This is a genomic window from Saccharicrinis carchari (genome assembly GCF_900182605.1).
Classification (GTDB): Bacteria; Bacteroidota; Bacteroidia; order Bacteroidales; family Marinilabiliaceae; genus Saccharicrinis; species Saccharicrinis carchari.
This window is the reverse complement of sequence record NZ_FXTB01000001.1, coordinates 1,069,504-1,093,362: the sequence shown is the minus strand read 5'-3', so window position 1 is coordinate 1,093,362 and position 23,859 is coordinate 1,069,504. Positions and strand designations below refer to the sequence as shown.

The window sequence follows — 23,859 nt, the reverse complement described above, 5'->3', positions numbered from 1 at the left end:
ACAATCTATCCCGTCTAAGGAAATGGGAATGACTAATAAGGCGAGTTTCATCTGCCACCCTTGATATTAAAGTTTTAGACATATGAAAATTAAAGATCTAAACATAGAGCCGGGAAGAGCCATTTGCTACTCAGGATTTCGTCACGGACAAGCGCCGGGAGAGGTTTATCCATCCTACGAAGAAATTAAGGAAGATTTATTCATTCTGCATGGACACTGGAAGTATCTAAGACTTTACGATTGCGACGAGCAAACTGACCTGGTGCTGGAAGTTATAAAAACAGAAGGTCTGGATTTTAAGGTTATGTTGGGCGCGTATATTGGTGCCGAGATGAACAATTTTGGTTGTCCATGGGGAGGTACGTACTCGTCCGATGAATTGGCCTTAAATAAGGAGAAAAACATCAGGCAAGTTAAAAAGTTGATTAAGATCGCAAATGAGCATCCAGATATTATTTTTTCACTATCAGTAGGCAACGAAGCTACAGTGCATTGGACCGATCATTATGTACCTGTAAACAGCGTAATTGATTATGTGAGAATGGTGAAAAAAGAAACGAATCAACCGCTTACCTTTTGCGAAAACTATGTGCCCTGGCACGATAAACTTGTAAAACTGGCCGAAGAAGTAGATTTCATATCTATTCATACTTATCCGGTTTGGGAATATAAAAATATCCATGAGGCATTGGATTATACCAAGGAAAATTATTATGGAGTAGCGGAAAAATATCCGCATAAACCCGTAGTAATTACCGAAGCGGGTTGGGCAACAAACTCTAACGGACGAGGAATTGACCCGGGTAATGTGAACGAAAAATCACAACAAATTTATTACAACGATTTGGTAAACTGGAGTGATAAAGAAGGCATATTGACCTTTGTATTTGAAGCATTCGATGAGCCTTGGAAAGGTTCAGAAGATGCAAACGAACCGGAAAAACACTGGGGCTTATTTACAGTGGATAGAAAACCTAAACGAGTAATGAAAGATTTAGTTCAAAAGCTTCTTTGCTGAATATAAAGTGAAAAAAAGCAATAGGAATATGGAAGGTTCGCAAGGGGGAAAGGGGCATAATGCATAAACCGAGAGGATGATTAAGAGCCGGATGCGAATAAACAGTAGATGAGTAAAGAAATTTATTTACATGAAACACGCCCGCGAGGGGGCAGTGTCTGGCATTGGCAGAAAGGAAAGTATTATTGGAGAGTTAACAAAAAGCCGGCTTGTACATCAAGCAGGGCATCCAATTGCAATTAGGAACGAATTAAATAACAATATAATGTAACAAGTGCCCTAAGAAGGGGGCAAGCTATGAGCGTAAGTTCTCAAATAACCGATCCCGTTTAATGGGAGAGGAGTGATTATTTCTCGGTGAGTTCCACCGATGAAAAATCGGGGCAGACAATAGGACAAATTAAAGAACATATAAGCATATGAAACTACTTTCTAGAATATCAATTTTACTACTGTTGGTCGTTGTGGCGTGCCAGCCATCCAACAAAAAACAGAACGCAATGCAAAAAGAAACAATTGGACTTCAATCACAGGACGACTTGCTAATAGGTCTGTCCAAAGCCATCTGCTATTCCGGTTTTCGGAGCGGTCAGCACCCCGATAGGGGCAATGGAGCTGTAAATCCTTCTTACGAAGAGGTACTGGAGGATCTTACAATTTTATCAAAAGATTCCATGTTTCAGCTAATACGAGTGTACGATAGTGGTGTGAATTCCCAAATGGTTTTAAAAGTCATCAAGGAAAATAATATCAATATTAAAGTAATGTTAGGTATTTGGTTAGATGCCGAATTAAGTGCACACGAAACATGTGAGTGGCTCACAGAACCTATTCCCCGGGAAACACTGGATGCGAATAAAGAGAAAAACCTTAAGGAAATTGCAAAAGGAATAGAATTAGCCAATCAGTATACTGAAACTGTAGTGGCAGTAAATGTAGGTAATGAAGCACTGGTTGATTGGAACGACCACAAAGTATCTACCGATACCATCATCTCCTATGTAAAACATGTAAAGAGTAAAATTAAACAACCGGTAACAGTAGCCGACAACTACAAATGGTGGGCCGATCATGGAAAAGAACTCGCCAGTGTTGTCGATTTTGTTTCTATTCATGTTTATCCTGTGTGGGAAGGAAAAGATTTGGAGGATGGAATATCATTCACCGTTGAAAATGTAAAAGAGGTGCAAAACGCTTTGCCTGAAAGTAAGATAGTGATAACAGAAGCAGGTTGGGCCACTGTGGCTTCTGAGTTTGGGGATAGAGCCAGTGAAGAAAAACAATTGCAATATTATAATTGGATTATGGAATGGTCAAAGGAGAATAACATCACCACCTTCTTTTTTGAAGCCTTCGACGAAGACTGGAAAGGAAATCCGGATAACCCTATGGGTGCAGAAAAACACTGGGGCATTTTTACTGTAGATCGTAAACCCAAATTAGTGATGAAGGAGTTTTATCCCAACTTGTAGTGCAGTGCAACCCAAACGATCGATAAAAAATATCTAAGAAATGAAATCTAAATATACAAGCAATGACAGCCTATAAAACAGCCCAGGAAGATAGAGTACCCTTAGGACAAAAACTAGCATTTGGGTCAGGTCAATTAGCCAATCAGCTGTTTCCCGCAGCCTTAGGTGTTTTTATGGTGGTGTTAGTTATGTCGCTGGGTATGAATCCTGTACTTGCCGGTTTGTTGGGTGCATTGCCCAGGCTACTGGATGCTTTAACAGATCCTATCATGGGGTTTATCTCCGATAATACAAAGTCCAAATGGGGGCGCAGAAGGCCATACATTTTAGCGGGGAGCATTATTTCAGGCGTATCGTACATGATAATGTGGCAGTTAAACCCTGAAAATTCTGAACTGTATAACTTCTTTTATTTTTTAATTGTATCCATCTTCTTTTACATCGGATATACTATTTTTGCCACCCCTTTAATTGGCTTAGGCTATGAAATGACCCCGGATTACAATGAGCGCACACGCCTAATGGCGGTTGGTCAGTTTATGGGGCAAATAGCCTGGATGATAGCGCCTTGGTTTTGGGTAATTATTTATAATGAGTCAATTTTCGACTCTGCTCCCGAGGGAGCCAGAATACTGGCTGTTTGGGTAGGTGCTTTATGCATGGTATTGGGTGCGCTACCCGCTTTCTTCAATAGAGAAATGGTAGTTCCGGATAAAGATAAAATGAAAACTTTGTCAAGAAACGAATTGGCAGCGAATACATTGGAATTTATTAAGGGAATTAAATTAACCATTAAAAATAAACCTTTTATTAAACTGTGTGGTGCTACGTTTTTTATCTTCAATGGTTTTCAGACGATAGCTCAGTTTGCCTTCTTTATTATCGTCTATTATCTTTTTAATGGAGATACAGCAGCCGCGGGAGGCTGGCCCGCATGGTTCGGTACGGTTAGCGCTTTTGCTACGGCATTCCTTGTTATTCCTATCGTAACAAAATTATCCGAAAAGTTTGGAAAGAAAAATGCTTTTATCATAGCTACCCTGCTCTCAATGATTGGCTATGGTTTAAAATGGTGGGGTTTTAATCCCGATAATTATTGGTTGATGTTTATGCCCATCCCCTTTTTGTCCTTTGGCATAGGTGGCTTGTTTACTTTGATGATGTCGATGACTGCCGATGTTTGTGATTTGGATGAACTTAATAATGGAGAACGAAGAGAAGCTATGTTTGGGGCTATTTACTGGTGGATGGTAAAACTGGGTACTGCACTGGCTATGCTTACCAGTGGTGTTGTACTGCACCTGGTCGGGTTTAACGAAGAAGTAAAGGTACAAACAGTTCAAACCATTACCAATCTACGTATTGCAGATATAATGATACCCATTGTAACAGCGGTAATAGCCATATTAATTATGTGGAAATATGATGTTACCGAAGAAAAAGCCAACAAAATAAGAAGGGCTTTAATAGCGCGTCGTGGTAAAGTGCAGCATCAAGGAGAAAATGAGTAAATAAATTAATAGAATAAAATACTATAACATGAGAAATATGGAAAAAGTAGGGGTACACATGTCCTTAGTAGTGTTACTTATAATGAGTATTGCTTGTACTCCCAAGCAAGAGTATAAATTAGTTTGGTCAGATGAATTCGATTATACGGGCTTGCCTGATTCCACCTTGTGGGATTACGATACGGAAGGTAACGCGCATGGTTGGGGTAATAATGAAGATCAATACTATACCGTGGCCCGGAAAGAAAATGCCTGGGTGAAAAACGGCCTGTTGCACGTAACAGCAGTAAATGAAACCTACCACGACAAAGCGTATACCTCGGTTCGCTTAATATCAAAAGCCGACTGGAAGTATGGTAGAATAGAGGTTCGTGCCAAAGTGCCCGAAGCAAAGGGAACCTGGGCTGCTATTTGGATGATGCCCGGCGGTTGGTCATTTAATGACGGTGGCTGGCCCGGAATTGGAGAGATTGATATTATGGAGCATGTAGGACACGAGGCGGGGGTTATTCACGCATCGGCCCACTCAAAAGATTACCAATGGCAAAAAGGAACACAAAAAACCGGAACCATTAATATTGACGATGCTACCAAAGCTTTTCATACCTACGTATTGGAGTGGACGCCTGAGGTTTTGAAGTGTTATGTGGATGATCAGCTTTATTTTACTTACCAAAACGAAGGCCTGGGTGAGGACAAATGGCCTTACAATAAACCTTTTTATTTGATTTTAAACGTTGCTGTAGGTGGCGCGTGGGGTAGTGTGCAAGGAATAGATGCCGAAGCTTTCCCACAAACTATGGAAGTGGATTATGTGAGGGTGTATCAACGGGAAGAATAATTGCCTGCATACCCGGTGTAAGCAATTAATAGATAATACTTAGTGAAAATAATAAATGCAGGATCAATATGCTTGCATTTATATTATAGTTAACCGTCAATACATTTAGCATGAACAAAATAGCTACAAAACTATCCGTTAAAGAAAAATTAGGGTATGGCTTAGGCGATACTGCTTCCCACTTTGTGTGGGACATGGTGGGGTTTTGGATTCTAATATTCTATACCGATACTTTTGGTATTTCGCCAGCTGCCGCGGGCACAATAATGCTTATTGCCAGAATATGGGATATGGTAACCGATCCGTTAATGGGAATTATTTCGGATAGAACAAATACCCGGTGGGGGAAGTTCCGTCCCTTTATTCTGCTTACTGCATTGCCCTATGCCATTTTAGCGGTGCTTACATTTACTACCCCCGACCTTAGTCAAACCGGTAAGATTATTTGGGCAGCTACTACTTATTTTCTTTTAATGACGGCCTATACTGCGATAAACCTGCCGTATTCGTCATTAATGGCTGTTATGACATCCGATACCAATGAACGTGCAAGTATTAATACTTATCGCTTTGTTAGTGCCTTTTCGGGGCAATTAATAGTAACAGGTTTTGCCTTGTCGATGGCGCTGTTTTTTGGGCAAGGTAATTTTACCACAAATTTAATGTCGAACAACAGCATTGGGGGTACAGCTCTTGTTGTGGGTAATGATAGTATTCAGTATACGGTTCATCCGGATTTTATTGGAGTAGATACGCTGGAATATTCCATCGAAGATGAAAAATCTAAAACGGCTTCAAGTAAAATATTTATTGTTGTTGAGCCCAAAGATGAAGTTTCAAACGATTCTCTTTTTGCCTTGGCCCAGTTCGATTCAACGGAAATTAAGGCCAAAGCAAAAATATCGCAAATGATTCCTTATCCACAAGCCAATGTGGATGTGCATTATATAAAACAGGGAAGTGAGCCTACTTACATTGATGTAAGGGCAAATGATAATACGGTAAATAAAGCCAAAGGGTATCAGTACACACTTATGGTTTTAGGATTGTTAAGTGTGGTTTTCTTTTTAATTACCTTTTTTTCTACCAAAGAAAGAGTGCAACCCCCTAAAACACAGCAGAATTCTATAAAGGAAGATTTAAAAAATCTTTTTAACAACCGACCTTGGGTTATCCTGGCTTTAGTGGGTATTGTGTCGTTTGTTATGTTTGCCCTGCAAAACCTATCTATTGCCTACTATTTTAAATATTATATTGGCGCAGAGCAAAATGTTCAATTGTTTAATATTGTTAGTAGTATCGCTTTAATTGTAGCTCTTCCGGTGGCCAAACCATTGGCAAAAAGGTTCGGAAATAGAAATGTATTTATGGCCAGTACCATTCTGTCGGGTATTTTCTTTGCCATGCTATTTATTCCGGGTAAAGGTGATTACATCCTGATTTATACCTTTAATATCTTAGCCAAGATGACCTATGCACCGGCGGTCGTACTTTTATGGACTATGCTGGCCGATACTGCGGATTACGCCGAATGGAAAACCGGAAGAAGATCAACAGGGTTGATTTTTTCGGCAGCTACCTTTGCACAAAAAGCAGGCTGGGGCATAGGTGGTGCGCTGGCAGGTTGGTTATTATTAGTATTTAAGTTCGAACCAAATATAGTGCAAACAGAATCTGCTATTCGTGGTATAAAACTAATGGTTTCTGTTATTCCGGGTATACTGTATGCATTGTGCGCCGTGTTGTTGTATTTCTATAGTATTGATCATAAAACCAGTATATTGATGCAAAAGGAGTTGGAACAGCGCAGAGCAGCGGAGTAATTGTACAAGGCCTGCAGTATGGTAAGTGAAACACCCACTATTATAGGAAAATAAATAACATGTCCCGACTTATCGGGAAGAGCAGGATAAAAAGGTGAAAAAAGCATCTCAGCGGGAGGGGAAGACATTATTGGGGAGTTCCATCGAATACCAAATAAGAACAAATATTTATAATGAGAGAAATATTAGTTGCTCCACTGAAAAAGTGGCGTAAAAACTTGTAATTTATTAGAGTATATGAAAAAGGTATTATTATGCACATTCATTTTTATGGGATTTATTATGAGTGCACAAGAAAAAACAATCCAGGAGCAAGTGGACTATTTGCTCACGCAGCTTACACTGGAAGAAAAAGTATCTCTCTGCTCAGGTAGAGATGATTGGAGTTCTCAACCTATTGAACGATTAGACATACCCTGGATTTGGATGGCCGACGGCCCGCATGGTTTGCGTCGTGCTCCGGCCACTAACAAAGCCGGCTATGGCGACCAGCACCCGGCAACATGCTTCCCTACAGCATCGGCTCTAAGTGCAACCTGGGATGTAGATTTAATTTATCAGATAGGAAAAGCCCTGGGCGAGGAATGTCAGGCCCTGGGTGTAAATGTTTTGTTGGGCCCGGGAGTAAATATCAAGCGTTCGGTATTAGGGGGCAGAAATTTTGAATACTTTTCAGAAGATCCTGTTTTGTCGGGCGAGTTAGGGGCAGCTTATATTAATGGCGTACAGGATCAGGGCGTTGGAACATCATTGAAGCACTACGTGGCCAACAATGTAGAAACAATGCGTATGTTTATGAATTCTGATGTGGATAAACGCACTTTGCATGAGATCTATCTAACCCCTTTTGAAATTGCGGTGAAAAAAGCACAGCCATGGACCGTAATGGCTTGTTATAATCGGGTTAGAGGTGAGTATGGTACACAGAGTCCTTATTTATTGACCGATATTCTGAAAAAAGACTGGGGCTTTGAAGGCATTGTTATCTCCGATTGGTTTGCAGTAATTGATAGGGTAAAAGCGCTGGAAGCAGGCATGCATATCGAAATGCCCCGCGTAAGTGATGTAAATGATAATATTTTGCTCCAAGCAGCCCAATCAGGCGAGCTTGACGAAACTGTTTTGAACAACAGGGTACGTGATATCTTAACGGTTGTTTTAAAAGCTAAATCGTTAGAAAAAGCCGATGTTGACCAAAAAGTAAAAGAACATCATGCTTTTGCGCGTAAGGTAGCGGGGGAAGCTATTACATTATTAAAGAATGATCATCAAGTACTTCCTTTATCAAAAAAGAAATATAAAAAGATCGCCATCATTGGTGAGTTTGCTAAATCGCCACGTTACCAGGGCAATGGTAGCTCAGAAGTAAAGCCTACCCAGTTGGATAAGGTATGGGATATTCTTGATCAGGAATATGGCAAAGGCATAAACTATACCTTTGCGCAAGGCTATTCATTAAAAGATGATCTTGATGTGAGTTTAATAGAAGAAGCCGTGCAGGTAGCAAGTGATGCAGATATTGCTATTGTTATGGCCGGCTTGCCTCTTTCGTATGAGTCGGAAGGGATTGACCGTAAGCATATAGATATGCCCATTTCTCACAATAAACTGATAGAGGCAATAGCCCAAAAACAACAAAATACAGTGGTTGTGTTAACCAATGGTAGCGCCGTAGCTATGCCATGGGCCAATAAGGTAGAGGGAATTGTTGAAGCATGGTTAGGCGGACAAGCCGGAGCAGGTGCAGTGGCAGATGTGTTGTTTGGAAAAGTAAACCCTTCAGGTAAGTTAGCAGAAACCTTTCCTGTTAAATTGCAAGATACACCTGCCTCTTTTAACTTTCCGGGGGAGCAAGGTAACGTGCTGTATGGCGAAAGAATTTTTGTGGGCTATCGTTATTATGACGAAAAACAAATTGAACCCTTATTTCCATTTGGGTATGGCCTATCTTATACACAATTTGAATATACCGATATGAAAGTTTCGGCCAATGAAATAACGGATCGGGATGTGCTGGAGGTAAAGGTAACGGTAAAAAATACAGGTTCCGTTGAGGGTAAAGAAATTGTACAGCTGTATGTAACAGATAAGGAGTGTACTTTGCAAAGACCTAAAAAAGAATTGAAGAAGTTTGCTAAAGTTTCATTGGCTCCTGGCGAATCAAAGGAACTAACTTTTCAGTTGGAAAAAAGAGATTTTTCGTATTATGATGCCAAACGCGATAGGTGGATTGCTGAGAGTGGTGAGTTTGTAATAGCAGCTGCTGCATCATCAAGAGATATCAGAAAATCGGCGCGTATCGTACTTAACTCAACGCAACAAATACCCTTGATGGTAGATGAATATACTTTTGTAAAAGAACTGTGGGACCATGAGCAAACACGCGCCTTACTAAAGGAATATTTCCCTAACTGGATTAAGGGATGGACGCCGGAAGGTAAATCTATGGATGAAGCAAATATACCCGGGTTTTTCCTGGAGCATCCAATAATTAAATTTCCGTATATTACGCACAATGAAATTACACATCAGCAAGTGAAAGAGCTGATAGAAAGATGCAAAAATATGACGTACACACCACAGGTAATTAAATTCAAAGATGTGGAGAACGTAAGTTTTTGATGTGCCGAACAAATTACTAATTATATATAATGAAACAAACGAAATTTTTATTCTCAGTTGTAATTGGCATTCTAATGATGAATGCTTGTGTATCTAAGCAACCGGAAAATGAAACTGGCTCTATTGATCAACAAGTAGATGCTTTGTTGTCAAAAATGACCATAGAAGAAAAAGTAGGGCAGATGAACCAATACAATGGTTTTTATGATGCTACCGGACCTGCTCCCAGCGAAGGCGGAGCCAAAATAAAATATGAACATTTACGAAAAGGAATGGTTGGATCATTCCTAAATGTTAGAGGAGCAGAACAGGTTAGAGCGCTGCAGAAAATAGCCGTTGAGGAAACCCGCCTGGGAATTCCTTTGATTTTTGGCTTAGATGTAATTCATGGTCACAAAACCTTAGCACCTATCCCTTTAGGAGAGGCAGCCAGTTGGGATCTGGAAGCCATACGTCAATCAGCCAGAATGGCCGCTGTAGAGGCATCAGCTATAGGTATCAATTGGACATTTGCCCCTATGGTTGATATTTCGCGCGATGCCCGTTGGGGGCGCGTGATGGAAGGGGCAGGTGAAGATCCTTACCTGGGAGCCAAAATTGGCGTAGCACGCGTAAAAGGCTTCCAGGGCGATGATCTTGCGGCCAATAATACCATTGCTGCCTGTGCCAAGCATTTTGCCGGATATGGTTTTGCCGAAGCGGGAAGAGATTACAATACCGTGGATGTGGGAACATCCACCTTGTACAATATCATTTTTCCGCCCTTTAAAGCGGCCATACAAGAAGCCGACGTAAAAACCGTGATGAATGCATTTAACATTCTTAACGGGGTACCCGCCACTGGAAGTACCTTTTTGCAACGCGATATATTAAAAGATGAATGGGGTTTCGAAGGATTTGTGCTGTCCGACTGGGGAAGTGTGATGGAAATGATACCTCATGGATTTGCTGCCGACCTAAATGAAGCAGCCATGCACGCCGCAAATGCCGGTTCGGATATGGATATGGAATCGCATGCCTATGTAAATCATTTAGTGGATTTGGTAAAAGAAGGAAAGGTGAGCGAGGATAAAATAGACGATGCGGTACGCAGAATTCTTAAAGTAAAGTATGAATTGGGTCTGTTCGACGATCCCTACCGCTATTGCGACGAGGCACGCGAAAAAGAAATGCTATACCATGAGGATCATCAAAAGACGGTGCTCGATATGGCTCGTAAATCTATTGTTTTATTAAAGAATGAGGGGGCGATTTTGCCATTTGCTAAGGCGCAAAAGAAAATTGCTGTGATTGGTGCTTTGGCCGACGATAAAACCAGTCCCCTGGGCAGCTGGCGCATTGGTTCAGACGATGGTACCGCTTTTTCCGTGTTGGAAGGCTTAAAGGAAAAAACATCCAACTTTACCTATGCCAAAGGAGCAGATGTGGTAACAGGTGATGTGAATTTTGTGTTAGAGCTAAATGAAAATACTACGGATAAAAGTGGTTTTAACGAAGCCATTCGATTAGCCAAAGCGTCGGAGGTGGTAGTAATGGTGTTGGGTGAGCACGGTTTTCATTCAGGGGAAGCACGTAGTCGTACTAATATTGGCTTGCCGGGAGTTCAGCAGGAATTGCTAGAGGAGGTGTATAAAGTAAATAAGAATGTTGTTCTGGTGCTGATGAATGGGCGTCCCCTGGCATTGCCCTGGGCTGCCGATAATATTCCGGCTATTGTGGAGACCTGGCAGTTGGGATCACAAACGGGTAATGCTATTGCCGACGTATTGTTTGGCGAATACAACCCCTCGGGTAAACTGCCGATGTCCTTTCCACGTAGTGTAGGACAGTGCCCCATTTATTACAATAAATATAGTACAGGTCGTCCGGTTAATGTTGAGGGAAATGTTTTCTGGTCGCATTACATCGATGAGTCCAACGATCCGCTTTTTGCCTTCGGCCATGGATTGAGTTATACAGATTTTGAATATGCCGATTTGAAAATTGATGACTCTGATCCTTCGGGTATCAAAGTTTCGGTTGTGGTGAAGAATAATGGCAAGGTAGCCGGCGAAGAAGTTACCCAATTGTATATTCACGATAAGGTGGCCAGCGTTGCCCGCCCCATAAAAGAACTTAAGGGTTTTGAGAAATTTATGTTGGAGCCGGGATCATCCAAAACAGTTTCATTTACACTAAGCAATGCCGAACTGGGTTTTTACGATAACCAAGGTGAATTTATCGTGGAGCCAGGCATGTTCGATGTAATGGTTGGGACGAGTTCTATAAAAGGATTGACCGGAAGCTTTGAGCTGAAGTAGGGATTTTATTAAATTTAGTAGGGGTGCGACCTGGAACCGTACTCCGTGTTTTTACTCACGGGGTGACTATGTGCAAGATGCCAATAGTCACCCCGTGAGTATTTATGGTTTTCACCATCAGGCATATCCATTCCCCCTTAACAAAGGAGGCAGTTTAAATTCCTTTTTTGTAGGCATTGTTGCTGGTTGGGGCAATCAATTGATGTAGCTCTTCTGCATCTGTTTTACCCAAAATGAACTCTTCAAAACAATGGAGAAGATCCTTATGGTCTGTTTTTACATTAGTTTCGGTTTTTACAGGGCTTAAATCCACAACAAACGCATCAAAACGATGGGGCATGTCTTTCACAATAGCGGTGTTTAAGCAATGTTGGCGACCATAAATTCGCTGATGGTTCCCATAGGTTTTTTCAATAATAAAGGCAATGTCTTTGGTGTTGGTAATAGAGGACGACTTTTCGCAGTGCTGCATACAACTATCGTTCAGGGTTGTTTTTTGGCATCCAACAACCTGGTGAAACAAACACTGTCGTGTGGTCATTAAAAGCTGAGGATGATAAATGCTATAGAATAATTTAAAGTCGGCGGGTTTTTGAATGCCCTTTATTTGGCTACGGCTTATTTCGTTAGATAAAAAGGCACCCGAACAATTAAAATCCTCTTTTAAGCACAATAAACTATACGAATTAACCAGGTTTAAACTTGGTCCTGCAATCCACTTAATGCCGTTATTACAGGCTTCAAAGGCGATCCCCGTATTGTCGGTAACCAACAACCGGGGTTTTGCTTTATCTAAAAACTTAAGAGCCAGTAGGTAATCGTCGCCTATAATGACAGCCGGAAACCAGGGGATTAGTTTTGGCTCTTGTTTGAAAATACCCACCAGTTCTGTAAAATTTTTTTTAAAGTTGCTGGGGAGTTTGAAATATAATTGGGCATTGGTTTTCTTTACTTGCTGTAAATCTTTCAACGAGGAAATAATGACATGCACAGGTGTTTGGGCATGGGACTCGGATGTGTTTTTTAGTGCAGGAAGACGAATGGGAGCAATAGGGTGCTTGTTGTCGTTTAAAATATAAAGCAACTGATTTTTAATAGTGGTTAGCTCCTTAAAAGGTAAATACAGATTGTTTGGCATATGCTCCAAATCCATATCTGAAATAAAATAATCGGTATCGTTAATAGCTTTTAAGCGTTTAAAAATTGTATCGTAGCGTAAAGCCTCTGTGCCTTTGCCCGTGAGTGTTATATTGGAATAGACATCAAAGGAAGTTTGATCCTTTTGTACAGTTACTTTTAAAGGAGTGCCTTCGCGGCCGGAGACGCGCATGGTTAAAGGTAATTTTTCAATGCTAAGGTGCTTTATCTTTTCCTCTACTTCAGCCTTTATCGTATCCTTTTCGTTGTAAAGCGCCTGCTCGGCATCTGCTATTTCCTCCTGCGATAAATGCTTATTTTCCGCGGCAATCCGTTTAAGGGAATAATCGCGCGGGTTATCGATAAACATCTTTTTTGAAATATTACCGGTGAGATAGGCATTTGAAAAGTCGCGGTTAAACACTTTGTATAGGCTGGCACTATCGTTTTGTAAGGTTTTTTGCTTGAGCCAGCTGTCCAATTGTTTCCGATAGGTTCGGGCTACCGAATAGATGTAATCGGATTTTTTTATGCGCCCCTCAATTTTGAGTGAGTAAACGCCGGCATCGTATAGTTCGCCTATGTTGTTATAAGCCGCATTGTCTTTTAGGTTCAATGGATAATCATTACCTGCTAAGGTAGTGTTGTATTTATCTCGGCACGGCTGACTGCACCTGCCGCGGTTGCCCGAGTTGCTGCCATAAAATGAGCTCATATAACAAATGCCCGAGAACGAAAGGCATTGAGAGCCGTGCACAAAGACCTCTGTACTCATTTTGTTTTCGTTGGCAATGCTGCTTAAATGTTTTATCTCCTCCAGGTTCAGCTCACGCGATAAGTTAACCCGTTCAACGCCCAGCTTATGCAAAAATTTAATTTGTCCCGGGTTGTGCGTGGTCATTTGTGTGGATGCGTGTACAGGTAAGGTGGGGTAATGTTTTTTGAGGAGATAGAGTAATCCCAAGTCCTGAACGATAAGTCCATCTATCTGGGTGTTGGCCAGTTGGTTGAGCAGACTTGTCAATGCTGTAATCTCATTTTCGAGAATAAGGATGTTAAGGGTAAGAAATATAAGGCAGTTATGTGTGTGTGCCAATCGGATGATGCTTTGCAACTCATCGAAACTGATGTTTGCTGCCCTGTTGCGCGCATTAAATTTATCTAAGCCGCAGTAAATGGCATGGGTACTGCTATCTTCGTCGGCTATCGGATGACCGCCGACGGCAAGGATAGCCGCTTTGATAGCATCCACATCTCCACCCGGAACCAATAACTCCATTTTTCGTTTCACAGGTGCAAAGATAGGGTATTTGATTTTATTATCTTTTTTAAATGAAGTTTATTGGCCGGCAAGGGGGTGTTCAGAGCATCTTTTTAATTAATTCCCATTGCATTCGGCTTACCATTGGGTTGTCCGGATCGCCGTTGATAATGGTGAGGTAATATGCGGCTTTCGACATTTTCCACACCTGCAGCACCGCGTGTTGACTATGATCCGATATGTAGCTTATCCTAAAATGCCTTTCAAGCGGCAGACCCATGTTACGGCAAATGTGCATGGCTCTGTTTATGGCCGCATTCATCTCTTGTTTCGAAGAATAGATAAATTGAAGCGATTGTGAATTGAAAAAAAGTTCCGTTTCTATCACCGCGTCAATCAAATCAAGCATATTGCGAGGCATACTTCTATCGTATAGATCTAAAAAATCATTCTTTTTCATATTGTCCTGAATTTTAATATTAAGAATTGCCTTTCCTATATTATTTTTTCAAACTATCTTTTAATTTCTTTGCCAGTTCTTTTTGTTCTGCATTTAACTTATCAGGTAAACGTACCGTCAGTTTTATATATAAATCACCATGTGTTCTTTTGCCATATACGGGCATGCCTTTACCTTTAAGTCGCAATTGCTTGCCGTTTTGTGTGCCTTCGGGTAGGGTAATATTTACACTTCCCGAAAGGGTATGGATTTGCTGTTTGCCTCCCAGCAAGGCCGTGAAAAGATCGACAGGAACCTCCATGTACAAATCATTTCCCTTGCGTTGATATACTTCGTTATCTTCAATTTTAATGTTGAGGTAAAGGTTTCCGTCCTGACCGCCCCGTCCTTTTTCCCCTTTGCCTTTTACACGTAACTTTAATCCCTCATAAGCCCCGGGTTTTATTTTAACCTTTAGTTTTTCGGTTCCTGTATCCAGTATGCGTTCGGTTCCTGTATAAGCTTCCTGCAGGGTAATATGTATTTGGCCCGTCAGGTCGTTGCCCGGCATATTGGCATTAAAGCCGCCAAAACCTCCACCGCCAGAAAACCCTCCGGCTCCTGCGCCACCGCCTCCAAAAAAGGATTCAAAAAAGTCAGAGAATCCGGATCCCCCACCAAAAAATTCAGATGGGTCTCCTTCAAAAGTATAGTGGCGGCCTCCTTGAGCATTCTGCTGCTGCTGATATCGCCTGTTGTCGCCAGGCTTGTATCCGGCTTGTTGATACTGTTTCCAGTTAGCACCTAATTCGTCGTACAATTTGCGTTTTTCAGGATCCAGCAAAACCTCTTTGGCTTCACCAATCTCTTTAAATTTTTCTTCTGCGGTCTTGTTGCCCTGGTTTTTGTCGGGGTGGTATTTTATGGCAAGTTTACGGTAAGCCTTTTTTATATCATCCTGCGAGGCTTTTTTATCAACCCCCAGTGTTTTATAATAGTCTTTGTATTCCATACTTGATGATTTTCAGGTTAAAAATTCAAAGTTGCTATATCCGATTGCTTTACATTTTAATATATTTAAAAAATCCGGGATAAGGCAAGTAAAATCGTTCTACCTGAAGCCAGAATCGTTGGTCACGACTACGGTTGGACTTGCATTTTTAAATGCCTTAATAGATTTAATTTGTGCCGGATTGATGGCGTTTATTTTGGATCAACTAAAGGCACTATTCTATTTATCTGTTACTAATCAGTAATCAAATTTTATCTGTCTTTTCATAAAGATACTATTTTTGTCCAAATATTTATTTTATCGATAGTTTCAATACTTTTATGAGGGTTTATATCTCTCCTTTTTTTATCCCATATTTGGTCTAAAATATCACGATATGAATAAACCTGCCCAATGCAGTATTACAAAAAGGATGCAAAGTTTTATGCATGCTTTTAACGGCTTGAAACTTCTTTTTAAAGAGGAGCACAATGCAAGAATCCATTTGGCTGTGGCCATCATTGCTCTTACTCTGGGTTTTGTATTGGATATCAATACCACAGAATGGCTGACGGTGCTCTTATCCATTGCTTTGGTAATATCTTTGGAGCTACTTAACGCGGCCATCGAAAACCTGGCCGATTTTGTATGCCCACAAAAAGATGTGCGAATAAAAAAAATAAAGGATTTAGCAGCCGGTGCGGTACTTTGGGGGGCAATGGCAGCTTTTATTATCGGGGGAGTTATTTTCGTGCCAAAATTATGGCAACTAATAAGTTGAACATGGACAGTGACTTTTATAAAAACAGGCGCACCGTTGAAAAGTACATTCAGATGGCGAAAGGATTCGATGGGCGAGATTTAATCCAAAAATTAAAGTTATACCTTTTGCCGCATTCGCATGTGCTGGAGCTGGGCTCAGGCCCGGGAGCTGACTTTGCGATTTTGAGGAAAGATTTTAATGTGATAGGATCAGACTATTCAACGGAGTTTTTAAACAGACTCAGGATGCGATTTCCCAAGGATGTGTTTATTGAACTGGATGCGGCAAAAATGGATACCGCTTTAACCTTCGACTGCATCTATTCAAATAAGGTGCTACATCACCTTACCAATGAGGAACTGGAGTGTTCCATTCAAAGACAATACGAAATGTTAAGTGCGAACGGGATAATTTGTCATTCGTTTTGGAAAGGAAGCGGAACAGAAAATTTTAAGGGTATGTTTGTAAATAATCATACCGAGGCATCTTTGAAAGATTTTTTCTCTCATTACTTTAATATCCTGGAATTGAGTAGTTATAAGGAATTTGAAACAGAAGACTCACTCTTGTATATAGGTTCAAAAAAGAAACCTTAGGTTAAAATGGTTTAGGCAAAAAGATTACTTCCGGATACAGTATTTGCATCTGAGTATAAAATATCTAATTTTACATACTGGTACGCACCAGTAGGAAATTTAGTTTTATGATAAGAAAAATCATTAAAATATCAACAGAGCACAAACAGGCCAAATACCGTCAAATCATTCAATCTATCATCAATGGTATTACAGATGGTCTTATTAAAAAGGGCGATAAAATACCGTCTATCAACGAAATAGCCAACGAGTATAATTTGTCTCGCGATACAGTAATGCTGGCCTTCAATGAGCTAAAGGCCAGAGGTATATTGGCTGCGGTGCCTGGAAAGGGATACTTTGTGGATAGTGATAATGTGGGTATTGTAAAAAGAGTTATGGTGCTTTTTGACGAACTCAATACTTTTAAAGAGGAATTGTACAATGCATTTATCGATAATTTGTCCGATGATACCCAGGTAGATATTTATTTCCATCATTTTGATACCAACGTATTTTCATCACTGATTAAAGAAAGAGCCGGAAGATATTCGGCTTATGTTATTATGCCGGCTAACCTAAGTGCTGTTTTACCCATTATTGAAATTTTGCCGCATGATAAAGTTTATCTGTTGGATAGGAAAATTAATGAATTAAAAAACTATCCGGTTATTTATCAATCCTTCGATGAGGATATGTATAATGGTCTTAGCGCAGCGCACCCCTTATTAAAAAAATACAACAAAGTGATATTGGCCTATCCCGGAGGTAAGGAGCCGGAAGGATTTTTAACCGGATTTGAGCGTTTTTGTGCAGATAACAAGGTTAATTATGAGGTGTACGATCAAATAAAAAGTAAACCCATAAAAAAAGGTGAGGTGTATATTTTGCCTACCGACCGTATGCTGATTAATTTGGTAAAACGGTGTTGGGAAAAGGGATTAAAAATAGGGGAGGATGTAGGGGTAATATCCATCAACGATTCTGCATTAAAAGAGGTGGTGGCCAACGGTATTTCAACTATTTCAACCGATTTTAAAGAGATGGGTAAAACACTGGCTGATTTTGTAGAAAATAAAAAAACAGGTGCAGTAAAAAATATATCCAGATTTACACAGCGTAATTCATTATAAAGAGAAGAAGAGGTCTTTCCTATCCTTCCGGAAACTGCCCGGGAGGGAAATTTTTGTGCCTCCCCCTAAGGAGTAGAGTGTAAATAACCCGGTACAGAACCCGGGGAAAATATAAGGCCTTACTAATTTGAAGCTCCGTAACTGTTATTTTATCTACATTATAATATTTGCATCGGAATAAAGTGCAACATTTAAATAAGCTCTTTCTCTTCAGTTTTTATACTTGTAGTTACCGAAAGGTACACTCCTATGGTGGGTTATAAGTTGAACACCTATTATTTAACCTCTTTAAAAAGAACAAATATTTAAACAAGCTGATTTTAGTCCGGCATGGCCAAACTATTTTTCTTGTAGCTATCTTATAACTTCTTTATCCAATTCGCGTGGCCAGTGACCCCCCTTGCTCAACTCACCGGTTTTTCAACTTTGCTAAGGCCAAAAAAATGTAACGGCCGAAGTCAGTATTATAACCAAAAAACCATTGCTATACATTAAAAAATGTTAATTTTGAGTCGGTTAATTGTATATGATAGATTTCAACTATGGTGAGGGACACACTTAGTTTATAATGAGATAATTATGGCGGGGAGTACTATGGACAAGGGATGTGAAAATTGCACTAAAATTAAAAATTGTTGTACCAAAAATTGTTTTTTCGAGAGCGAAGCAAATATATTTCAGCAGCTTGAGAGCAAAGAATTGGATTTTTTAATCGAGGGAAAACAACAAATTTGTTATAAGGCAGGCGAAACAATTATCAAACAAAACACTACGTCAACATTTGTTGTATGTATGAAGTCAGGTTATGCAAAAGTTTATGTTGAAGGCGAAAAGGGTAAAAACCTGGTGGTAAAAATTGCAGTTAACGGTGATTTTATTTCAGGGGGCGGACTGTTCAACGGCAATGTGCAACACTTCACCATTTCTGCCTTAACAGACGTTGATTGTTGTTTAATAGACGCGTCAACACTTACAAAACTCTTTGCCGAAAACAATAGGTTTGCCATTGATTTGCTTCGCAACCACACCAAGCAAAATAATTACCTTTTAACAAAAATGGTCAGCCTAACCCAAAAATACATGCCCGGTCGCGTTGCCGACACGTTGCTTTACCTGCGGAAGGAAATATATAAACAAAACCCTTTTACCACTCGGCTTACAAGGTTAGATTTAGCCGAAATGTCGAACATGACCAAAGAGAGTCTGGTTCGCATTCTGCATCAATTCAAAGATTCAAAACTCATTAAGACCCAACAAAATACCATTGAACTATTGGACGAAGATTCGCTCCTTTCCATTAGCAAAAATGGTTAATCATTGACATATGTCAATTATGCATCTGCATTAAGTCAATTTAAGCTGTAAGATATATCAAGATCAGCCCTTGCATATATCATCTTCACCCCTGCTACATCAAGCATTTTTTCAGGTATTTTTACTCCGGATACTAAATCTATTACGTTATGAAATACACTACGTTTTTTAAATTTATCCTTTCTGGATTTATTTGTGCCTTACTTGCCACATCATGTACCAAAGAAGGTCCGGTGGGGGCGGCTGGTGCTGATGGCACAAACGGTGTTGATGGGAATCAATCGTGCCTGACATGTCACAGCCAGGCCAGCGTAGATGCCCTTGCAACACAGTATGCGGCATCGAGCCATGCAAACCCGGGCTTTGAATTGGGATACGCCGGCATTCGCCAAGGGTGTATGGAGTGTCACTCTCACGAAGGATTTACATCTTACACCATGGGATATTATCCCAGTTCAAATTTAGATTTTGCATCAAAAATATCTTGTGGAACATGTCATGGCGACCATCAAAGTTTGGAGGAAGGCATTAGCGCCCCAATGCGAACAACAGCCTCCGTTTTGTCAAAAGCTGACGGTACAACCGTTTTTGATTTTGAAGGCAGTTCCAACACTTGTGCAAATTGCCACCAATCGAGGTCGAACGGTAACTTATATGCCGATGTAGACTCCGTTTGGAATAACGACGGTTCCTTTGCTTTTTCCGTACACGCTGATAGTGTTTACCTCTCGAGCACCCATGCAAGCCCGCATTACACCACTATGACCAATAATATTTTTGGCGTTGGGGGTTATACTAACGAAACAGGCAAAGTAATGGATGCACACAAAAAGGCAGGATGCGTGGGTTGCCACATGGGAGAAGCCGAATCAGGAAAATTAAATGGTGGCCACACCATGCTTGCAAGCGTAACATCTTGTACCGCGTGTCACACAGATGCTACCAATTTCGATATTGGCGGAGTACAAACAAAAACAAACCAAGCCGAAGAAGCAATAGCGCAAGCATTGGTCGAAAAAGGTATTTTGGACGAAAGTCATAATGCCGTGGTTGGGGTGTACCACAAAGACGTGTTTGAAGCTTACTGGAATTATAAAATCATACATTACGACGGGAGCGCAGGAGTACACAACCCGGATTATACTGAATTGTTGTTAAACCACGCTAAAGAAAAACTGGGGCTATAAGATATTCACCGTACGGAAAATTCTTTGTTTTTTTCGGTTTAAAGGGCTTCAAAAATGAAGTCTTTTTTTTCAAAACTTCATTAAATTAAAACAACGATATGAAGATTTTAAAAATATTATTCGGATTGGTTATGTTAATGTTCCTGTTTGGGGCATGCAAATACGACTTTATTGTACCCGAAGAAATCCCGGTTGTTGATCCCGATGGATCCGAAATTAGTTTTTCGACCGATATACTGCCAATTTTCAACAACGGCAACAATTGCACAGCATGTCACAAAACAGGTGGGCAAGCACCGGATTTAACTTCCGGGCGTGCTTACAATGCACTGAACAGTGCAAGATACATAAACACGACTACACCGGAAGATAGCAGAATCTATTCCGTTCCCGATCCCGGTAGTTCGCATTATAAAAAATATACTGCCGCGCAAGCAGCCCTGGTTTTGGGATGGATTTCGCAAGGTGCAAAAAACAACTAATGCCATTAAAAGGAATGCAAATGAAAAAGTATATACTGTTGCTGATAATTACTTCTTTCGGTTTTGTACTGTACGCACAAGACGATGAGAAAAAAGTTGACAGGCCCGTGAGGGCACCATTCGAGAGTGGTTATTTAATTGATAATCAAACTACGTTAATTCCTATTGAAGGGACGGTTGAGTTTGTTATACAGCATAAGTTTGGTACCATGGACAATGGTCGTTCCGATCTGTTCGGCATCTACTCACCTGGCGCCAACATCAGGCTGGCATTGAATTACGTGCCCTTTAATAACTTTCAAATAGGTTTGGGTACCACCAAAAAAAACATGTACACTGATCTATCGGCGAAATGGACAATTTTTGAACAGACCCGGGAGAACACAATTCCCGTGGCGGTAGCCTTGTATGGCTCATTGGCCATTGATGGACGTAATAAAACCGCATTTGGCTCCGGAAAAGTAGTTGACACCAAAGGACCGACCCGGGAGGAGGCTGTTGCCTTTAACGACAGAATTGCCTATTTTTCGCAATTAATTGTTGGTAGAAAATTCACCCACTGGCTGTCTTTACAAGCAGCAGCCAGTTTTACGCATTACAACATGGTTGGCTGGGACTATAACCACGACATGATTGGATTGCACCTCAACGGACGGATTAAATTCTCACCTCAAGGTTCGTTTTTATTTAATTACGACCAGCCCTTAAAAATTGAAAGTATTTCTGAGCAATCAAATTGGGGTACACACCCCCAGCCGAATGTTTCGTTCGGGATAGAATTTTCGACCAGCACCCACGCTTTTCAGATATATGTTGGCAGTGCCGATGGTATTATACCGCAAGATATTATGATGTTCAATCGAAACGACTGGTTGGATAATGGCCTGGCCATTGGCATGACCATTACACGGCTTTGGAATTTTTAAAGTTTAATTTTAAAACAAATGTTATGAAAAAAGGTAAATTGATTTTTTTGACATACCCCCTGGCAGCTGCGTTGGCTATATTGTTTTTGATGGCCTTTGCAGCCTCGCAAGACAAGAAATTCGGGCCGGAATGGGACATACCCGCCAAATACAAAACAATGGAAAATCCTTATGCCGGCGATGCATCGTTAGATCGGGTAGGCAGAATGCTCTATTCCAAACATTGCAAATCGTGCCACGGAGGAATTGGATTGGGCGATGGATCAAAAGCAGCCAGCTTAAATGTTGCCATGTATTCATTTGCCGGTGATAAATTTCAGGCACAGTCTGATGGTGTAATTTATTACCAGTCCTTTATTGGTCGCGATGAAATGCCAAATTTCGAAAAGAAAATTCCTGACGAGGAAGACCGTTGGGCCTTGGTCAATTACTTACGTTCTTTTAAAAAATAATTTCTAACAATAACCTGACCGGGAGCAATCTCTGCTCCCGGCATAATATCTCTGACTATGCTTGCTCAAATCCAGGGCATTTTGCTTTTGACACTACTTATCTTTGTAGAGTTTCCTTTACAGGCACAAACCATGCCCGAGGAAAACAGTAATTGTCTGCAATGTCATTCGGCACACTCTTTTACTATTTATAACGACTGGACGGAGCAAAACCAAAAACGCCTGATGAACCCGTATTACATCCTTGACACCATGTTATTGAAAACGGGGGTGCATCACACTTTTAAATGTACCGATTGCCATGCTTACGATTACTCCACCTATCCTCACGACGGTGAACTGAAATTGGAGCCGATGATGACCTGCATCGATTGCCACGGTGACGACGAAACGTATGCTTCGTATCAATTTGAGCGCATCGAGGAAGAATTTCAAAAAAGTATCCACTTCGAAAAGCACAGCGATACTTTTACTTGTTCTAAATGTCACTCGCAACACTACTACAAAGCCACCACCCGCACCAGTACCAACATTAACGAAATTGTTGAATACAGTAACAACATGTGTTTGAGCTGCCACAACAACAATATAGACTATCAGCTCATCAGCGAAGGTACCAGCCCAAAACTCATTGAAGTACATAGTTGGCTGCCCAACCAAGGTTTGCATTTTCAGCGTGTGAGGTGTATCGAATGCCATACCGATGTGCACGATACATTGTTAGTTTCGCACCATGTTTTGCCCAAAGAACAAGCCACCAAAAATTGTATCGCATGTCATTCTACCAATTCAAAACTGCAAGCATCGCTTTATAAGTACCGAAATCTGGCAGGGCGTTCCGAAGACAGCAACATTATTTCAAACGAATATTATGTTATTGGCGCATACAGAAACAAGACGTTGAACTATATTTTGCTGCTGATCCTGGCAGGAACGCTAACAGGGATTGGCTTCCACATAGTTTGCAGAAAATTTAGAAAAAAATAAACATGACAATACAGAAAAAAATTTATTTGTTTCCGCTATGGGCCCGCATTTGGCACGGAGTTAATGCCGTGGGCATTCTCGTATTAATTGCTACCGGTATTAGCATGCAATATTCCACGGCCAGTTTTATACTCATCGATTTTAAAACCTCCATTAAACTGCACAACATCGCGGGGATTGTCGTTGCTGTTTTCTACTTGATGTTTATTATAGGGAACATCGTAACCCCGAACGGATCTTTTTACCATTTGAAAATAAGCGGCGCAGGCAAACGCATGCTCAAGCAAGTAAAGTATTACTTGTGTTGTTTCTTCAAAATAGAAACGCCACCCTACCCGATTTCCGAAAAACATAAGTTCAATCCCCTTCAAAAATACGCATACATTGGCGTGATGTATGTTATAGTTCCGTTTGTCATCATCAGCGGCATTGCATTATTGTTTCCCGAATTTATAATAGAAGAGATTTTTAATGTAAGCGGTATTATGCTGACTGCAGTTCTGCACGGAATTGCCGGCTTCTTAATTTTAATATTTTTAATAGTTCATATCTATGTTGCAGCCATTGGCGAATCACCCACCAAAAATTTTAAAAGTATGATTACAGGTTGGCATTAATAAAGGCA

General features: G+C 40.7%; 20 protein-coding genes. 17 read left to right on the top strand and 3 right to left on the bottom strand.

The features are described from left to right. Positions 1 to 82: 82 nt before the first annotated feature. The 7 genes from FN809_RS03915 to bglX all read left to right on the top strand — a co-directional run bounded on the left by FN809_RS03915 (position 83) and on the right by bglX (position 11,587). The gene (locus tag FN809_RS03915; RefSeq protein ID WP_185957429.1) at positions 83 to 1,018 is read left to right on the top strand and encodes a glycoside hydrolase family 17 protein; all 936 of its coding nucleotides are present in this window, start codon (positions 83 to 85) and stop codon (positions 1,016 to 1,018) included. 500 nt (positions 1,019 to 1,518) lie between these two features. Beyond that, positions 1,519 to 2,490: a glycosyl hydrolase family 17 protein gene (locus FN809_RS03910; protein WP_185957428.1), complete on the top strand. Its 972-nt coding sequence runs from the start codon at positions 1,519 to 1,521 to the stop codon at positions 2,488 to 2,490. A 62-nt stretch (positions 2,491 to 2,552) separates the two neighbouring features. Then, positions 2,553 to 4,001, top strand: a complete 1,449-nt coding sequence (locus FN809_RS03905; RefSeq protein WP_142532144.1) for an MFS transporter — start codon at positions 2,553 to 2,555, stop codon at positions 3,999 to 4,001. A gap of 28 nt (positions 4,002 to 4,029) precedes the next feature. Next, positions 4,030 to 4,842: a glycoside hydrolase family 16 protein gene (locus FN809_RS03900; RefSeq protein WP_246095429.1), complete on the top strand. Its 813-nt coding sequence runs from the start codon at positions 4,030 to 4,032 to the stop codon at positions 4,840 to 4,842. A gap of 110 nt (positions 4,843 to 4,952) precedes the next feature. Continuing rightward, complete coding sequence (locus FN809_RS03895; protein WP_142532143.1) at positions 4,953 to 6,665, top strand: MFS transporter; 1,713 nt, start codon at positions 4,953 to 4,955, stop codon at positions 6,663 to 6,665. Positions 6,666 to 6,947: 282 nt separating this feature from the next. Further along, the gene (locus tag FN809_RS03890) at positions 6,948 to 9,287 is read left to right on the top strand and encodes a glycoside hydrolase family 3 C-terminal domain-containing protein (RefSeq protein WP_221929348.1); all 2,340 of its coding nucleotides are present in this window, start codon (positions 6,948 to 6,950) and stop codon (positions 9,285 to 9,287) included. A 29-nt stretch (positions 9,288 to 9,316) separates the two neighbouring features. Further along, positions 9,317 to 11,587 carry a beta-glucosidase BglX gene (gene bglX, locus FN809_RS03885; RefSeq protein WP_142532141.1) on the top strand — a complete coding sequence of 757 codons (2,271 nt, stop codon included), beginning with the start codon at positions 9,317 to 9,319 and terminating at the stop codon, positions 11,585 to 11,587. A 154-nt stretch (positions 11,588 to 11,741) separates the two neighbouring features. On the opposite strand, the gene FN809_RS03880 is transcribed toward bglX, so the two are convergent. The 3 genes from FN809_RS03880 to FN809_RS03870 form a co-directional block, all read right to left on the bottom strand. Further along, entirely contained in the window at positions 11,742 to 14,015 is a 2,274-nt protein-coding gene (locus tag FN809_RS03880) for a peptidase U32 family protein (RefSeq protein WP_142532140.1), read from the bottom strand. 70 nt (positions 14,016 to 14,085) lie between these two features. Beyond that, positions 14,086 to 14,445, bottom strand: coding sequence for a hypothetical protein (locus FN809_RS03875; RefSeq protein WP_142532139.1), 360 nt, complete (start codon positions 14,443 to 14,445; stop codon positions 14,086 to 14,088). Positions 14,446 to 14,485: 40 nt separating this feature from the next. Then, on the bottom strand, positions 14,486 to 15,436 hold the full coding sequence (locus FN809_RS03870; protein ID WP_142532138.1) for a DnaJ C-terminal domain-containing protein: 951 nt from the start codon (positions 15,434 to 15,436) through the stop codon (positions 14,486 to 14,488). A 376-nt stretch (positions 15,437 to 15,812) separates the two neighbouring features. On the opposite strand from FN809_RS03870, the gene FN809_RS03865 reads away from it, so the two are divergent. From FN809_RS03865 to FN809_RS03820, 10 genes are all read left to right on the top strand, one after another. Then, positions 15,813 to 16,196: a diacylglycerol kinase family protein gene (locus FN809_RS03865; protein ID WP_142532137.1), complete on the top strand. Its 384-nt coding sequence runs from the start codon at positions 15,813 to 15,815 to the stop codon at positions 16,194 to 16,196. Continuing rightward, a complete protein-coding gene (locus tag FN809_RS03860; RefSeq protein ID WP_142532136.1) occupies positions 16,178 to 16,774 on the top strand; it encodes a class I SAM-dependent methyltransferase in 597 nt (198 codons plus the stop codon). The genes FN809_RS03865 and FN809_RS03860 overlap by 19 nt, the downstream gene beginning before the upstream one ends. A gap of 107 nt (positions 16,775 to 16,881) precedes the next feature. Next, positions 16,882 to 17,886, top strand: coding sequence for a GntR family transcriptional regulator (locus FN809_RS03855; RefSeq protein ID WP_142532135.1), 1,005 nt, complete (start codon positions 16,882 to 16,884; stop codon positions 17,884 to 17,886). A gap of 579 nt (positions 17,887 to 18,465) precedes the next feature. Next, the gene (locus tag FN809_RS03850; protein WP_142532134.1) at positions 18,466 to 19,200 is read left to right on the top strand and encodes a Crp/Fnr family transcriptional regulator; all 735 of its coding nucleotides are present in this window, start codon (positions 18,466 to 18,468) and stop codon (positions 19,198 to 19,200) included. A 149-nt stretch (positions 19,201 to 19,349) separates the two neighbouring features. Beyond that, positions 19,350 to 20,387, top strand: a complete 1,038-nt coding sequence (locus FN809_RS03845) for a cytochrome c3 family protein (protein WP_142532133.1) — start codon at positions 19,350 to 19,352, stop codon at positions 20,385 to 20,387. 98 nt (positions 20,388 to 20,485) lie between these two features. After that, entirely contained in the window at positions 20,486 to 20,869 is a 384-nt protein-coding gene (locus FN809_RS03840; RefSeq protein ID WP_142532132.1) for a cytochrome c, read from the top strand. Positions 20,870 to 20,889: 20 nt separating this feature from the next. Then, positions 20,890 to 21,795: a DUF5777 family beta-barrel protein gene (locus FN809_RS03835; protein ID WP_142532131.1), complete on the top strand. Its 906-nt coding sequence runs from the start codon at positions 20,890 to 20,892 to the stop codon at positions 21,793 to 21,795. Positions 21,796 to 21,818: 23 nt separating this feature from the next. Further along, the gene (locus FN809_RS03830) at positions 21,819 to 22,247 is read left to right on the top strand and encodes a c-type cytochrome (protein ID WP_142532130.1); all 429 of its coding nucleotides are present in this window, start codon (positions 21,819 to 21,821) and stop codon (positions 22,245 to 22,247) included. A 57-nt stretch (positions 22,248 to 22,304) separates the two neighbouring features. Beyond that, the gene (locus FN809_RS03825; protein WP_142532129.1) at positions 22,305 to 23,234 is read left to right on the top strand and encodes a cytochrome c3 family protein; all 930 of its coding nucleotides are present in this window, start codon (positions 22,305 to 22,307) and stop codon (positions 23,232 to 23,234) included. Between the two features lie 2 nt (positions 23,235 to 23,236). Next, positions 23,237 to 23,851, top strand: a complete 615-nt coding sequence (locus tag FN809_RS03820; protein ID WP_142532128.1) for a cytochrome b/b6 domain-containing protein — start codon at positions 23,237 to 23,239, stop codon at positions 23,849 to 23,851. Positions 23,852 to 23,859 lie beyond the last annotated feature (8 nt).